Origin of the sequence: Ruegeria marisflavi (assembly GCF_025673445.1) — a bacterium.
In the GTDB taxonomy this organism is placed as follows: Bacteria; Pseudomonadota; Alphaproteobacteria; order Rhodobacterales; family Rhodobacteraceae; genus Ruegeria_B; species Ruegeria_B marisflavi.
Genome location: NZ_JAOVQN010000004.1, coordinates 172,013 through 186,960, shown reverse-complemented (window position 1 = coordinate 186,960; position 14,948 = coordinate 172,013). Strand labels below are relative to the sequence as shown.

The 14,948-nt window shown below is 59.5% G+C and carries 12 protein-coding genes; 4 read left to right on the top strand and 8 right to left on the bottom strand.

Going from position 1 to position 14,948, the window contains the following annotated elements; all coding sequences use genetic code 11:
- The first annotated feature begins 18 nt into the window (after window positions 1-18).
- Together OEZ49_RS06240 and OEZ49_RS06235 are read left to right on the top strand one after the other, a co-directional pair.
- Window positions 19-834 carry an MlaA family lipoprotein gene (locus OEZ49_RS06240; protein ID WP_263387492.1) on the top strand — a complete coding sequence of 272 codons (816 nt, stop codon included), beginning with the start codon at window positions 19-21 and terminating at the stop codon, window positions 832-834.
- On the top strand, window positions 824-1,432 hold the full coding sequence (locus OEZ49_RS06235) for an MlaC/ttg2D family ABC transporter substrate-binding protein (RefSeq protein ID WP_263387491.1): 609 nt from the start codon (window positions 824-826) through the stop codon (window positions 1,430-1,432). The genes OEZ49_RS06240 and OEZ49_RS06235 overlap by 11 nt, the downstream gene beginning before the upstream one ends.
- A 30-nt stretch (window positions 1,433-1,462) precedes the next feature.
- On the opposite strand, the gene OEZ49_RS06230 is transcribed toward OEZ49_RS06235, so the two are convergent.
- The gene (locus tag OEZ49_RS06230; RefSeq protein ID WP_263387490.1) at window positions 1,463-3,607 is read right to left on the bottom strand and encodes a transglycosylase domain-containing protein; all 2,145 of its coding nucleotides are present in this window, start codon (window positions 3,605-3,607) and stop codon (window positions 1,463-1,465) included.
- Window positions 3,608-3,860: 253 nt separating this feature from the next.
- Between OEZ49_RS06230 and OEZ49_RS06225 the strand changes: the two genes are divergently transcribed.
- On the top strand, window positions 3,861-4,199 hold the full coding sequence (locus OEZ49_RS06225) for a P-II family nitrogen regulator (protein WP_263387489.1): 339 nt from the start codon (window positions 3,861-3,863) through the stop codon (window positions 4,197-4,199).
- 35 nt (window positions 4,200-4,234) lie between these two features.
- Window positions 4,235-5,557, top strand: coding sequence for an ammonium transporter (locus OEZ49_RS06220; RefSeq protein WP_263387488.1), 1,323 nt, complete (start codon window positions 4,235-4,237; stop codon window positions 5,555-5,557).
- Between the two features lie 63 nt (window positions 5,558-5,620).
- Here the strand turns inward: OEZ49_RS06220 and OEZ49_RS06215 are convergent, their stop codons facing one another.
- From OEZ49_RS06215 to OEZ49_RS06185, 7 genes are all read right to left on the bottom strand, one after another.
- Window positions 5,621-6,751 (bottom strand): M20/M25/M40 family metallo-hydrolase, encoded by a 1,131-nt coding sequence (locus OEZ49_RS06215; RefSeq protein ID WP_263387487.1) that lies wholly within the window; start codon window positions 6,749-6,751, stop codon window positions 5,621-5,623.
- A gap of 4 nt (window positions 6,752-6,755) precedes the next feature.
- A complete protein-coding gene (locus OEZ49_RS06210) occupies window positions 6,756-7,925 on the bottom strand; it encodes a M20 aminoacylase family protein (protein WP_263387486.1) in 1,170 nt (389 codons plus the stop codon).
- Window positions 7,926-7,956: 31 nt separating this feature from the next.
- Window positions 7,957-9,579 carry an ABC transporter ATP-binding protein gene (locus OEZ49_RS06205; protein WP_263387485.1) on the bottom strand — a complete coding sequence of 541 codons (1,623 nt, stop codon included), beginning with the start codon at window positions 9,577-9,579 and terminating at the stop codon, window positions 7,957-7,959.
- 14 nt (window positions 9,580-9,593) lie between these two features.
- Entirely contained in the window at window positions 9,594-10,493 is a 900-nt protein-coding gene (locus tag OEZ49_RS06200) for an ABC transporter permease (RefSeq protein ID WP_263387484.1), read from the bottom strand.
- Window positions 10,493-11,434, bottom strand: a complete 942-nt coding sequence (locus tag OEZ49_RS06195; protein WP_263387483.1) for an ABC transporter permease — start codon at window positions 11,432-11,434, stop codon at window positions 10,493-10,495. The genes OEZ49_RS06200 and OEZ49_RS06195 overlap by 1 nt, the downstream gene beginning before the upstream one ends.
- 70 nt (window positions 11,435-11,504) lie before the next feature.
- The gene (locus OEZ49_RS06190) at window positions 11,505-13,100 is read right to left on the bottom strand and encodes an ABC transporter substrate-binding protein (RefSeq protein WP_263387482.1); all 1,596 of its coding nucleotides are present in this window, start codon (window positions 13,098-13,100) and stop codon (window positions 11,505-11,507) included.
- Between the two features lie 204 nt (window positions 13,101-13,304).
- Entirely contained in the window at window positions 13,305-14,753 is a 1,449-nt protein-coding gene (locus OEZ49_RS06185) for a M81 family metallopeptidase (protein WP_263387481.1), read from the bottom strand.
- Window positions 14,754-14,948: the final 195 nt, after the last annotated feature.

Below are 14,948 nucleotides of genomic sequence, written 5' to 3'. Positions count from 1 at the left end.
GGCATCTCCGAGATCATCATGACCAAGTTCTCCCGAATAATGCTCAAGCTTTTAGCGTTATCGCTGTTGGCGACTCTGGCTGCTTGTGCGTCATCAAACCCGGTGTCAGATGCCGGAGGTCGCATCCACGACCCGTACGAAAACTCCAACCGCGCAATCCACAACTTCAACCGTGGTGTCGACAGAGTATTTTTTCGTCCTGCCGCAAAAGGGTATGTCACCATTGTTCCACGACCGATGGTGAACTCCTTCAACATGTTCGCCGAGAACCTGTCTCTGCCAGGGCAAATGGTCGACTACTTGTTGCAGGGCAAGCCGAAAGAGGCAGGAACTACGCTGTTCCGCTTTGTCGTGAACTCAACCGTGGGCTTTGCCGGCCTTGCCGATCCGGCGAGCGACTTCGAGATTCCGCGTGCAGATACCGATTTCGGCGAAACTTTGCACGTCTGGGGTTTTGCCGAGGGGCCTTATCTGGAACTGCCCTTGTACGGCCCATCCACCACCAGAGATGCGATCGGCGTCGTTGTAAACTTGTTCACCAATCCGATAGACTTTGCACCGACCCGGCCGATTAACAATCTTGGGGTTTATGCGGAAATCGTCCGTCGACTGGGAGATCGCGGCCTTTACTCCGATACGGTCGATTCGATCCTTTACGAAAGTTCGGACAGTTACGCTCAACTGCGCTTGATCTACCTGCAAAACCGCCGGTTCGAACTGGCAACTGACGACGAAGATGCTTATCTGGGCCTGTATAGTGACCCCTATTCCGACACCGGAACACCGGTCGCGCCCGATCTGGCTGACCCGTATGAGGACCCATATGCCGAGTAAGTTTTTCTCCCGCCGTAGTTTTGCGACCACTCTGGCGGCTGGCCTGACCGCACTTTCCCTGCCTGTGCCTGCCTTTGCCCTGACCGAGGCGGGCGCTTCCTCTCTGGTGAATGAGGTTGTGGCCGAGATCAACAAGGTGATCGCATCGGGTAAGTCCGAAAGTGCGATGATCAAAGATTTCGAGCGGATCTTTATCCGCTATGGCGATGTTCCGATCATGGCACGCTATGCGCTTGGCCCCGATGCTCGCTCGGCTACGCCAGCGCAACTGAAGAGCTTCACCAATGCCTTTCAGGGTTACATTGCCCGCAAGTACGGCAAACGGTTCCGGGAATTCATCGGCGGATCTGTCACAGTGCAGGCTGCGCGTAAGATCAAGGCAGGCTATGAAGTCCGCACCAAGGTCAAGTTGCAGGGACAGGCGCCCTTCGACGTAACTTTCCTGGTCTCGGACAAGTCCGGCAAGGACAAGTTCTTCAACATGTTCATCGAAGGGGTGAACCTGCTGTTGACCGAACGCACTGAAATCGGTTCGATGCTGGATCGCCGCAAGGGCAATATCGACGCGGTGATCCGAGATCTGGCATCGGCCGGATAATCCTGATTCTGACCACCTGCTTCCAGGTGGTCAGTTCCCAAACAGATCCTTGAGAAGTTTGTCGACGGCTTGACCCAATCCGCCCTGCGGCTTGGCAGGTTTAGGCTGTGCAACGACCTTGGGCTGCCGCGGCGCCTGCATCGGCAATGGTTTTGGCGTCATGCCTTCGTGTATCCGGACCATGGTTTCGTGCCAGATCTCGGCAGGCAGACCTCCGCCGGTGACACCGCTCAACGGCGTGTTGTCATCATATCCCATCCAGACCCCCGCCACGTAATCCGCGGTAAAGCCGATGAACCATGCATCGCGCGCGGCCTGGGTCGTGCCTGTCTTGCCCGCCGCCTGCCAGCCGGGCAGCGCGGCACGGCGGCCTGATCCTTCGGAGATCACCTTCTCCATCATCCAGATCAGTTGCCCCGCAGCCTCGGCGTTTATCACACGCTCACCCATGCCGGTTCCCGTTCCCATCAGCACTTCGCTTTCGCCTTGCAGGCGCAACTCGGTCAGACCGTAGGGCTCGACCGAGGACCCGCCGTTCAGGATGCCCGCATAGGCGCCCGTCATTTCCAGCAGAGAGCTTTCCGATGCGCCCAGCGCCAGTGCCGGTCCAGCGGCAAGATCACTTTCGATGCCGAACTCGCTGGCCACCTTGCGCACATTGTCCAGACCCATCGCCTCGGCCACCTTGACAGCCGGAACGTTCAGCGAGTCTTTCAGCGCTTGCGCCAGGGTAACCCGGCCGTAGTACTTGTTGGTGTAGTTCTTTGGGCACCACTGTCCCGATCCCGGGATGTTGATGCAATAGGGTTCGTCCACCACCGTATCGAGCGGCGAATGCCCCATCTCCAGCGCGGTGGCATAGACAAACGGCTTGAACGAAGAGCCGGTCTGTCGCGAGGCCTGGGTCGCCCGGTTGAACGCACCGGTGACACGGGTGTCGCGACCGCCCACCATCGCGCGCACGGCGCCATCGGCAGACATCACGACGATTGCGGCCTGTGCCTTGGACCCGTCGCGAACCTTTTCCTGGAAGATGAATCGCATCGCCTCTTCGGCCGAGGTCTGGATACGCTGGTCGAGCGTGGTCTTGATGATCACGTCCTCGGTGGTATTGCCGCCAAAATAGTCCGGCAGCTCGCTCATCACCCAGTCGGCGAAATATCCGCCGGCCTGCGCCGCTGCGGCTTCGGACAGGTGCGCCGGATTGGCGCGTGCTGCCTGCGCCTGATCAGCGGTCAGATAACCCTGTTCTTCCATCAACCCAAGCACGACCTGTGCCCGCTCTTGCGAGCGTTTCAGGCTGTTGGTCGGCGCATAGCGCGTCGGCGCCACTAGAAGGCCAGCCAGCATCGCGGCCTCAGACGGGTTTACTTGCGCCGCAGACTTGGCAAAGTAGCGCTGACTGGCTGCTTCGAACCCACGTGCACCCGCCCCTAGGAAAGCCCGGTTCAGATAAATATTGAGGATTTCGTCCTTGCTGTACTTGACCTCCATCGCCATGGCAAAGACGGCTTCCTTGATCTTGCGCCACAAGGATCCTTGCCGGCAGTCGGACTCATAGGCCGCCTCGGATTTCCAGACATCAGGGTCATAAGGCACGCCTAGACACAATAGCTTGGCCGTCTGCTGGGTTATGGTCGAGCCACCGTGACCAGACAACGGGCCCCGCCCCTCGCGCAGGTTGATGCGCACCGCACTTGCAACGCCGCGCGGGCTGACCCCGAAATGATAGTAGAAACGCTTGTCCTCGGTCGCGAGAACCGCATTCTTGAGGTGTGGAGAAACGGTATCGGTGGTGATGACCCCGCCGAACTGGTCGCCGCGCCAAGCAAATACTTTGCCGTCCCGATCCATCAAGGTGACCGATCCCCGCGCGCGTCCGTCGAGCAATGCACTCACATCCGGTAGGGTGGAATAAATCAGGGCGACGGCCAATCCGATCAGGAGCACCACGATCATACCGGTACGCCAGATCAGGCCCCAGACCAATCCGAAGATCCTGCCGAAGAAACGGGTAATGACGTTACCGCCCGAACGCCGGGGCGGTTTCGACTTTCGTTTCGCGGCTGGCTTCCCCCCGGCACCGCGCGGTTTTGCCGGGGCTGGGGGCTTGCTCTTTGAACCATATCGTTTGTCGGCGACTAAACCCGATTTGCGCCGTTTGGAATCCGTCATGCCAACTCTGCCCGATTTTTCTTGGGTCGCACAATAGCGCCTCGGGCTTGCCGTGTAGAGGTGTGAATTTGGGAATGTTCTCCTTTTGGTTATCGCTCAAATTTTAGCCGCTTCTGAAAATTTGTGCAAAATTTGTGCGCTCACCTTCAGTTTGGAGGGTAGGAATTGCGCAGAATCCTTCGTTGCGGCGCCAAAACCGGTCTTTCTGCATGTGCGAAATGCCGGATCGCCCGGCTGAACGAAGGGGAAAGACGTGAAACTGATCATAGCAACGATCAAGCCGTTCAAGCTCGAGGAGGTCAGGCAGGCCCTGACCGAGGCCGGGGTGCGCGGCATGATGGTGACCGAGATCAAGGGGTTCGGCGCCCAGTCCGGTCACACCGAAATCTATCGCGGCGCCGAATACACCGTGAATTTCGTACCCAAGATCAAGCTGGAACTGGTCGTCTCCGATCAGGTTGCCGACCAGATCGTCGAAACGATCTCGACCACGGCACGGACCGGCAAGATCGGCGACGGCAAGATTTTCGTTGTCGACGTGGCACAGGCCCAGCGCGTGCGCACCGGTGAAACCGACGAGGACGCGCTGTGATCGGCGCCTCAGACATGTTCAAGGAAACCAAGGCTATGACGCTTATCAAGACTCTTCTTCCGGCCACCGCGCTGATTGCGTTGCCGACGCTGGGACTGGCCCAAGAGGCCGATGTAACGCCGCCGAACGAAGAAATCGGCTATATCTTTACCACTTTCATGTTCCTGGTCACCGGGTTCCTGGTGATGTGGATGGCAGCCGGTTTCACCATGCTCGAGGCCGGGCTAGTACGGCAAAAGAACGTGACCATGCAGCTGACCAAGAACATCGCGCTCTTCTCGATCGCGGCGCTCATGTATTACGCGATCGGCTACAACCTGATGTATCCCGGCGACGGCTGGAGCATCGACGGCGTGCTGGGCGCCTTCTCGATAGCGGCTATGGAGCCGGTCGGGCTGGCCGATACCGAAACCGACCTGACCTATGCCAGCGTTGGTTCGGATTTCTTCTTTCAGCTGATGTTCTGCGCCACGACAGCTTCGATCGTGTCGGGTACCCTGGCCGAACGGATCAAGCTGTGGCCCTTCCTAATCTTCGTGGTCGTTTTGACCGGCCTGATCTACCCGATCCAGGCGTCGTGGAAATGGGGCGGAGGATTCCTGGATGCAGCCGGGTTCCTCGATTTCGCCGGTTCGACCGTAGTTCACTCGGTCGGTGGTTGGGCGGCACTTGCTGGCGCGCTGATCCTTGGCCCCCGCATCGGCAAGTACAAGGACGGTCGTGTTATCCCGATCATGGGTTCGAACCTGCCGCTCGCCACGCTGGGTACGTTCATTCTGTGGATGGGCTGGTTCGGTTTCAACGGCGGTTCGCAGCTCTATATGGACACAGCAGGCAACGTCGCTGACATCAGCCGGATTTTCGCAAACACCAACACCGCAGCAGCAGGTGGCGCCATCGCGGCCCTGATCCTGACCCAGCTGATGTACAAAAAGGTCGACCTGACCATGGTGCTGAACGGCGCGCTGGCGGGCCTGGTGTCGATCACTGCCGAACCGCTGACTCCCGGCCTGGGTGCTGCCACCCTTATCGGTGCCGTAGGTGGGGTGATCGTGGTCTTCGCCGTGCCCTTCCTCGACCGTGTCAAGATCGACGACGTTGTCGGCGCGATCCCGGTTCACCTGATGGCGGGCATCTGGGGCACAATCGCCGTGGTTCTGACCAATGGCGACGCGAGCCTTGGAACGCAACTCTACTCCATCGTTGTTGTCGGCGCCTTCACCTTCGTCGTTACGGGCGTGCTTTGGTTCGTGCTCAAAACCGTGATGGGAATTCGCGTCTCCTCCGAGGACGAGATCAACGGGCTCGACATGGCCGAACTGGGCATGGAAGCCTATCCCGAGTTCTCGAAATCCTAAGCTTCCTTCCTCACCTGACGTGAGATCTTGCCCGGGCCAATGGCCCGGGTTTTTTCATACCAATCAAGTCAGACGCATTAGAAGCCCAGCGATCAGCCGGGCACGCTCGGGCAGGCTGTCGACCTCGATATGTTCGTTCAGCGTATGCAGCCCCTTGCCGCGCACGCCGATGGAATCGAGCGTGGGAATACCCATCGCACCGGTGAAATTCCCGTCCGATCCGCCGCCTGCGCTGGCCGCTGTCAGATCAAATCCCAGCTCCTGCGCAATCTCGCGCGCGATTTCGAACATCGGCATCGTGCCGGGCTGATCGGGCTCCCAGACGGGGCGGGTGACACCACGGGTGACGCGGAACTCAACCCCATTCTCCTCGCCAGAGAGGGCCAGCATCCGTGCGACGCCGTTGTCCAGATCCTCTTGCCGTTTGGCCATGCTGAGCGCTTCGGCATGACAGGCCGAGGATACGCAGTTGACCCATTGCCCAGCATGGATCACGCCAACGCTGAACGTGCAATCGGGGCCTGTCATCGCCTCGATCTCAAGGATCTTGCGCGCCATCGTGGCAATTGCAGACCGGCCCTCGGCCAGTCTTGCGCCGGCATGGCTGGGACGGCCCGCTGTTTCCAGATTGAAGCGCGCGATGGCGTAACGACCGACCACTGCGCCGCCATCGTCGCGGGCAGGCTCGGGCACCAGAACATACCGATTGCGTGCGGCCTCGGCCTCGATCAGTTCTCGGGTCGACGGGGTGCCGACCTCTTCGTCCGGGGTAAAAAGAACCGTAACCGGCAGCGGGGTCTGCATGCCCGCACGGGCCAGCTGGCGCAGTGCCTCGACCGCGCAGAAATTGCCGCCCTTCATGTCCTGAATACCTGGGCCATAGCACAGGTTTCCCTCGCGCCGGAACGGCAGTTTGTTCAACGTCCCGACCGGGTGGACCGTATCCATGTGACCCGAGATCAGGATGCCCGGCTTGCCCGCATCCGGATGCGGCAGGCGTACCCGCAGACTGCCGCCGAATCCCAACCGGCCTGGAATGCGCTCGACCGTACCGAGACCGGCCAGGTTATAGGCGGCCAGATCCATCATGCGGTTTACTGCGCTGGCATCAAACGTGGGGCTTTCGCATTCGATCCAGGGGCGCAGGCCCGCCACCATCGTGTCGGTGTCAAAAGGCAGATCCAGAAAGGACATATGTTTATCCAGCCAACGGCAGGCGGCGTTCCAGCACGCGCGCCATGATAGACGCCCCAACCGGCAGGATGCCGGTGTCGATCACGAATTTCGGGTTATGAACCGCAACCGTACCTGCATGACCCAGCGTGCAATAGGCTCCGGGCACCACGCGCAGCATGTCGGCGAAATCCTCGGACCCGGTCACCGGCTCGTCACGTTCAACGACATTCTCGGCGCCGACGATATCCCCTGCTGCTTCCATATAAGCATCCGACAGGTCAGAATCGTTTTGCAGCACGTTGAAGACATTGCGCAGGTGCAGGTCGATCTCGACCCCATAGGCCAGCGCAAAACCATCGCAGAGCTCTTTCATCCGGCGCTCCGCCAGTTCGCAGACCTCGTCCTTGAAATACCGGATGGTACCGGCCAGCGTTGCGGTGTCCGGCACCACGTTATAGGCCGATCCGGCATGGATCTGCGTGACCGAGACGACGCAGGCGTCGAGCGCGCGCACATTGCGCGACACGATGGTCTGGATGTCGCCCACCAGCGACGACGCGATAATGAGCGGATCCCGCGATTCATGCGGCATGGCGCCGTGACTGCCCTTGCCCTTGATCTTGATGTCGAAAAAGCTCGATCCGGCCATCGCGGCACCCTTGACGATACCGAAATTGCGTGGCTGGCCACTGGGCCAGTTATGCAGGCCGTAAACCTCGTCGCAGGGAAACTTATCGAACAACCCATCGGCCAGCATGCCGCGCGCGCCGCCCAGCCCCTCTTCGGCAGGCTGAAAGATCAGGACTGCAGTACCGTCGAAATCACGTGTTTCGGCAAGGTGCTTGGCCGCGCCCAACAGCATGGTGGTATGGGCGTCATGACCGCAGGCGTGCATGACCCCGGGGTTCTGAGATGCGTAGTCGAGCCCGGATTCCTCGTGGATCGGCAGCGCATCCATGTCCGCCCGCAGGCCGACGCGGCGGTTACCGCCGCCCTTGCCCTTGATAAGCGCGACAACACCCGTCTTGCCAATGCCCTCGTGCACCTCGTCCACCCCATATGCACGGAGCTTTTCGGCCACCACACCAGCGGTGCGGGTTTCTGTGAACCCAATCTCAGGGTGGGCGTGCAGATCCTTGAAGATCGCCTCCAACTCACCCTTGCTTTGTTCGATGACGGGAAGAATGCCCATGTGGTTTTCCTTTTCGTAACCCTGCCTGATCTCAGGCAGCGGTATCAGAACCAAAGGTGACGTCGCGCCCTGGCGCTGCGTCGAGCAACAGCCGGGTATAGTCGTGTTGCGGGTCGGAATAGACCTCTTTCGTCGGGCCCTGTTCCACAACAACGCCCTTTTTCATCACGATCAGGCGGTCGCAGATCTGAGCAGCGACGCGTAAATCGTGAGTGATGAAGAGCATGGCAAGGTCATAACGCTCGCGGATGTCATCGAGCAATTCAAGCACTTGAGCCTGAACCGAGACATCAAGCGCTGAAACCGCCTCGTCCGCGATCAGCACATCGGGTTCCACGGCCAGCGCCCGGGCGATGCAGATCCGCTGTCGCTGACCACCCGAGAACTGGTGAGGGTAACGTTCGAGCGCGTCGCCCGAAAGCCCGACCAATTCCATAAGGTCGCGCGCGGTTTTCAGCGCCTGATCAATCGGCACGCCGAAATTCACCGGCGCTTCGACCAGCGACTGCCCGATGGTGCGGCGCGGATTGAGCGACCGGTAAGGATCCTGGAACACGATCTGCACCTTGCGGCGATGCGGGCGCAATTTGGCCTGAGGCAGGGTGCCGATATCGGTGCCATGCAGGCTGATGGTACCCGATGTCGGGTCGATCAATCGGGCGATGCAGCGCGCGACGGTTGATTTGCCCGACCCGGATTCACCGACGATACCCAGGGTCTCGCCCCTGCGGACATGCAGGTCGACATCAGAGGCCGCATGTACGATCCGGTCCTTGGACAGCCAGCCGGTACGGCCATAGATCTTGTTGAGGTTGCTTACCTCGATCGCGTTTTTCCCGGTCCGAGGCATCCGGTCCGGAGGCGTCATGGACGGGACCGAGGCCATCAGCATCTGGGTATAGGGTTCCTTGGGTCGGCGCAGAACGTCATCGCGGTCGCCATATTCCACCACCCGGCCGTTTTGCATGACGACAATGCGGTCGGCGATTTCCGCCACCACTCCGAAGTCATGGGTGATGAACAGAACGCCGGTTCCGCGCCGCTCCTGCATCTCTTTGATCAGTTTGAGGATCTGCGCCTGCGTCGTCACATCCAGCGCCGTCGTGGGTTCGTCCGCAATCAACAGCGCCGGGTCAAGCACCAGCGCCATCGCGATCATGATCCGCTGCCGCTGCCCTCCCGAGAGCTGGTGCGGGAAGCTGTCGACCATCTTTTCTGGGTCGGGAAGGTGTACCGCCTCCATGATCTCGATTGCGCGCTTGCGCCGATCCGAGGCAGAAAGATCCGTATGAATCTCAAGCACCTCAGATATCTGTTCGCCCACCCGGGTCACGGGATTGAGCGCGGTCATCGGCTCTTGAAAGATCATCGCCATGCGGGTGCCGCGCAGGTCGCGAAGCCGGTTCGCGCTCGCCTGGAGTGTATCCTCGCCTTGCAGGAGAGTCTCGCCCGTTGACGGTTTAAGGGCCGCTGGCAGCAACCCCATGACGGCCGAGGCGGTAACCGATTTGCCCGAACCGCTTTCACCCACGACACAGACAATCTCGCCCGGGGCGACGGTAAAGCTGATGTTCTCCACCGCATTGGGACGGTCTGCATTTTTGGGCAGGCTGACGGTCAGGTTGCAAACCTCGAGGACGTTTTGCTGTTCCATTTCCTGCGCCCTTCTCACAACCGTTTTGCAAAGCGCGGGTCGAGCGTGTCGCGCAGACCGTCGCCCAACATGTTGACCGCAAGAACGGTCAGAGCCAGCACCAGACCGGGATAGAAGATATTGTGCGGGAAAAGCTGAAACACCGCCCGGCCCTCGGCCATAATGTTGCCCCAGGTCGGAATCTCGGGCGGGATGCCGATGCCAAGGAAAGACAGGATCGCCTCGACGATGATCGCGGACGCGACAATGAACGTACCCTGGACGATCAGCGGCGCGATGGTGTTGGGCAGTATGTGGCGCACCAGCAGAACCGGGGTGCGAGTGCCCGCGGTGATCGCTGCTTCGACATAGGGTTCTTCGCGGATGGACAGCACGATCGAGCGGACAAGGCGCACCACCCGCGGCACCTCTGGCACAACGATGGCAATGATCACGCTGGTCAGACCGGCGCTGAACAGGGAAACGACCGCAATGGCAAGAAGGATCGCGGGGATGGCCATCAACCCGTCCATTACTCGCATGATTATCCCGTCAAGCCATCGGACATAACCGGCCAGCACACCGATCGCCATGCCGACCACGATCGAAATCGCAGCAACCGAGACACCCACGACCAGCGAAATCCGCGCCCCATAGATTATGCGGCTGTAAACATCGCGACCCAGCGTGTCGGATCCCAGCCGATAGACAACCGGCACCTTCTTGCCCGAATGGTCACGCACCGTGGTCTCGTACCCCGGCGGCTGGTTTCGGTCCTTGGGAGAAATATCGGCCGGGTCACGGGTGCCCAGTACAGGCGCCAACAGCCCCAACAAAACAACGGCAAGGACCAGCACGCCACCAATGATCACCGAAGGGTTGGCCAGCATTCGGCGCAGGGTCTGGCGACCGGGGGAAATCGCGGCAGTCGACATCAGTAACGGATCCTCGGGTCTAGAACGGTATAGCTGACGTCAATCAGAAGATTGATCAGCACATAGATGAAGGAGAACAGGAGGATAACGGCCTGGATGGTCGGAAAGTCCCGGGCAAGCACAGCTTCGACCGTCAACAGACCAAGACCGGGCAGGTTAAAGACGGACTCGGTCACAACCACTCCGCCAATCAAAATGGCAAAGGAAAGGCCGATCACGGTGACGATAGGCACCGCTGCATTGCGCACCGCGTGGCGCATGAGCACCCTGGTTTCTGTCTGCCCCTTGGCACGCGCCGTGCGAATATAGTCCTCGCCGAGAACTTCGAGCACACTGGTCCGTGTCATCCGGGCAATGAACGCCACGAAGATTACTGAAAGCGCGATCGAAGGCAGGATCAGTCGGAGCAACCATCCTCCAACTCCGTCGGCGATGCGTTGATATCCCTGTACCGGCAGCCACCCGAGCTTGATCGAAAACAGGTAGATCAGCATGTAGCCGATAACAAAGACCGGCAGCGAAAAACCCAGAACCGAAAAACCCATGATGCCCCGGTCAAGCCAGCTGCCTTGGCGATAGGCTGCCAACGTGCCCAACGGGACAGCGATGCAGACGGTCAGAATGATGGTCAGAAGAGACAAGGACAAGGTTGGCTCCAGCCGCGCCGCAATCAGTTCTCCGACCTGTTTCTTGTAAAAGAAGCTTTCGCCAAAATCGCCTTGGAACATGTTGCCAAGCCAGACCATGAATTGAACCGGCAGTGGTTTGTCCAGTCCTAGCTTTGCCCTGATCTCGGCGATTTGTGCATCGTTTGCGTAATCGCCCGCGATGATCGCAGCGGGATCGCCGGGCGTCAGGCGCAACAGCATGAAAACAAAGACCGCAACCAGCAACATGACCGGAATGGTCGCGATCAATCGGCGAAGAAGATAGCTGAGCATGGATCTCTGACTCTGTTACGCGACGAAATGGTCTGCGCGGCAGCATAGGCCGCCGCGCAGTTCACTTTTGTCAGTTCTTGGAGATGTTCCAGAACACCGCCGCGCCGGTGGGCAGAACACCGTCGATGTTCGACCGCGTCGCCGTCGCCTGGTTCCACTGACCCAGGTGAATATGGGTCGGATACTCGAGCCAGGCTCCCTGGACCTCCTCGACGATCTTCAACTGCTCTTCTTTGGTGGTCGCACGTGCAAAGGAATCGCGCAGCCCCTCGATCTTTTCGTCGCAGGGCCAGCCGAAGAGGGCCGTGTCACATGACGAGTTGAGGAAGGCCATAGCCACCGGGTTGAACAGGTCGCCCGCAGTCCACGACGTGATGAAGGCGTTCCAGCCGCCATCGGCAGGCAGATCCTTCTTGGAGCGGCGTGCCACCAGTGTCTGCCAGTCCATCGACTGCATGTCGACATTCAGACCGACGGCTTCCATCAGATCCTTGGCCACCGGCGCAAGGTTGGTGAGAACCGCAAGGTCGGTCGAATGCATCAGCAGGATCGGTTCGCCATTATAGCCCGATTCCGCGATCAGTTCGCGCGCCTTGTCAAAGTTCGATTCCAATAGGCCATCCATATGGGCCATCGTCTCGAACGGCATGCCGCACCCGAACATTGCCTTGCACGCCTTGTAGTAGTCGGCATTGCCGATCTGGGCTTGCAGGAAATCCTCCTGGTTCAGCGCATAGAGCAGAGCCTGCCGCATCTTCGGATTGTCGAACGGAGGGTGCAAAACATTGAACCGGAAGGTGAACTGGTTGCCGGCCGGGTTGAAGTCGACAAGCTTGATGTTCTCGTCACCCTCGACCAGAGGCAGCAGATCGTGTGGCAGCCCTTCGATATAGTCGAGTTCGCCTGCCTTCAGCGCGTTGACCGCCTGTTGCTGGTCACGGATCGGCAGCCACTCGACCCGGTCAACCTTGGCGATCTTGCCGCCCGCCAGACCCGAGGCCGGTTCCGAGCGTGGAACATAGGCCGCGAACTTGTCATAGACGATCTTGGTGCCGGGCTCCCAGGCTTCCTGATTGAACACAAATGGGCCTGACCCGATGAACTCCGAGATCTGCTCGGACGACGGTGTATTGGCGATGCGCTCGGGCATCATGAACGGCACGTTCGAGCTGGGCTTGGCCAACGCCAGCGTCACAAGACCGGTCTGCGAGTTGAGCCTGAAGGTAATGGTCTTGTCATCCGTCGCTTCCAGCGAGTCGACGAAACTCATCATCTTCTGGCCCATGGCGTCCTTGGAGCCCCAGCGCTTGATCGAGGCGACACAGTCCGCCGCCGTCACCGGCGCACCGTCATGCCACGACAGACCGTCGCGCAGGGTCATGGTGATGGTTAGCCCATCGTCGGATGTCGTGACTGTATCCACCATTTGCGGCTGGACGTTGCCGGATGCATCCAGCGCGAACAGCGTGTCATAGACCATATAGCCATGGTTGCGCGAGATGTAGGCAGTGGTCCAGATCGGGTCGAGAATCTTTAGGTCCGAATGCGGAACGACTTTCAGGGTGGTCTCGGCCTGGGCGAATGTTCCTGTGGCGCTCAACCCCAGGCCCATCACCATCGCGGCCACGGCACCCTTGATCAGGCCGCGTCGTGCGGTTTTGAACATTGTTTGCTCCCTATCGTTTTCACACGCAATTTTGATGCGCTGACTCGATCATTGAGGCGCCGCTTGTACGAGTCAAAGGATTTCGAAAAAAAGGCCACCGTCGGTTCAAATAGCAAACCGATACGCAATAAAAGTCCACCTTTTCAAAGGCAAACCTCCTGAGAACCCAGTAATCCGATTGGGACAGAGCCGGTTGGAAAGGAATCAGCGAAAGGGGTCTTCGACCTTGGGCCAGTATCCCCCATGACGCTTGGTATACGGGATGTTGGCATAGTCAGGCGTAATCGCGCCCGGCCCGGAGATATAGATCACCTCAGACGCAATCGGCGCAAAACCCGCATGGAAATGCTGCGAGGATTTCACCACCACGATCTTCATCTTTGACAGGTCGAGACCAAGATCGGTGAAGCCGATCGGATGAAAGGCCTGGGTGCGCTTGTCGCTCAGCACCATGTGTACGCCATTCGCTTCAAGCCAGACACCATTGCCCATCGGCATTCTGGTCTGACCCATCATCTGATGCATGTTTTCCTTGATGCCGCGCACGGTCACCGTCAGGTCGACCGGATCGCCGGACATCGGCCCGACCTTTCCCCCCAACCTGACCTGCATCGTCGCACCGACACCGGAATCCATGCACATCCGAACAACCACCGGATCCCAGAAGATGCCGATTGCCACATCCGTCAGTCCACGCGCCAGGACCTCTTGCAGAACAAAGGTGGAATCCGCCGGAGCGCCTCCGCCGGCATTGTCGGCAAAGTCCGCCACCACAACCGGAGTTTCCGCTGCCGCCTGCGCCTTGTCCAGCGCGCCGCCAATCGACGGCCAGTTCACCCGTACACCTTCACGCAAGGACCAGAGTTTTTCGCCGAAAGCACGCGCAATTGCTTGGGCCTTGCCCGCGTCGCCATCGGTTATCGCCAGCATCCGTGCGCCCACTCTTTCACAATCGCCCCAAGGGAACCCGTGCGACAGCGACAGAGACAAGACACCATCCTTGCCTTCGTTCGCCTGCATCTCGTCGACAAAGCCGCGCATCGGCGCGCGCGTGGTGTGAAACATCGTGATCATCCGGCAATCGTAGTCCCGCATCACCGGTTTGATCTTGCCTTCGGCCGTATCAGCCGCCAGCGCGAACAGCTCACGCGCCCGGTCGGGGCTGTCGGTATGCGGATACTCCTTGTAGCAGATGATCAGATCGGCCGCATCGAGCATGTCCTGGGTCAGGTGATTGTGAGGGTCGATTTCCAGCCCGATCACGACCCTGTCACCCAGAATCCCGCGTGAATGGGTCAACAGATCGCCCTCGCAATCGTCATAACCTTCGGCGATCATCGCACCATGCATCGAAAACAGCGCGATGTCTGGCGCCGCCTTGCGGAGGTCATCAAGGATTTCGTCCCGAAAATATTCATATGTCCCGCGTATGGTCGGCCCGGCAGGCTGGGCAAAGGCGGCAAGGCTTTCGATCACCTCCCACCCCCGGGCCTCTGCCATCTGGCGCCACTCATGCAGCGGCGCCGAGAACAGATTGGCCGGTTCCGAAGTGGCCTTATGGCTGACGAAACTGTCCTGAAAGGCAAGGGTTCCCGTCGGTATCGGAGAAAAGCTGTTGGTCTCTGTCGCAAGACCGGCAATGAATACCTTCATATTGTTCCCCTGTGCTCAAGATCCTCGCGTCACACAGCCAACCCGGCGTGTGAAGGTCTCTGCAATTCAGAACAAGATTTCATGGCTGCCGCAAGCTTCAACTATTTCGACAGTGCGGACTTTGTGTTGGCGACAGAATGCACTGGTGCGGAAAGAAAAGGGCTTAGCGGTTCATCGCTAAGCCCTTGAAATCTC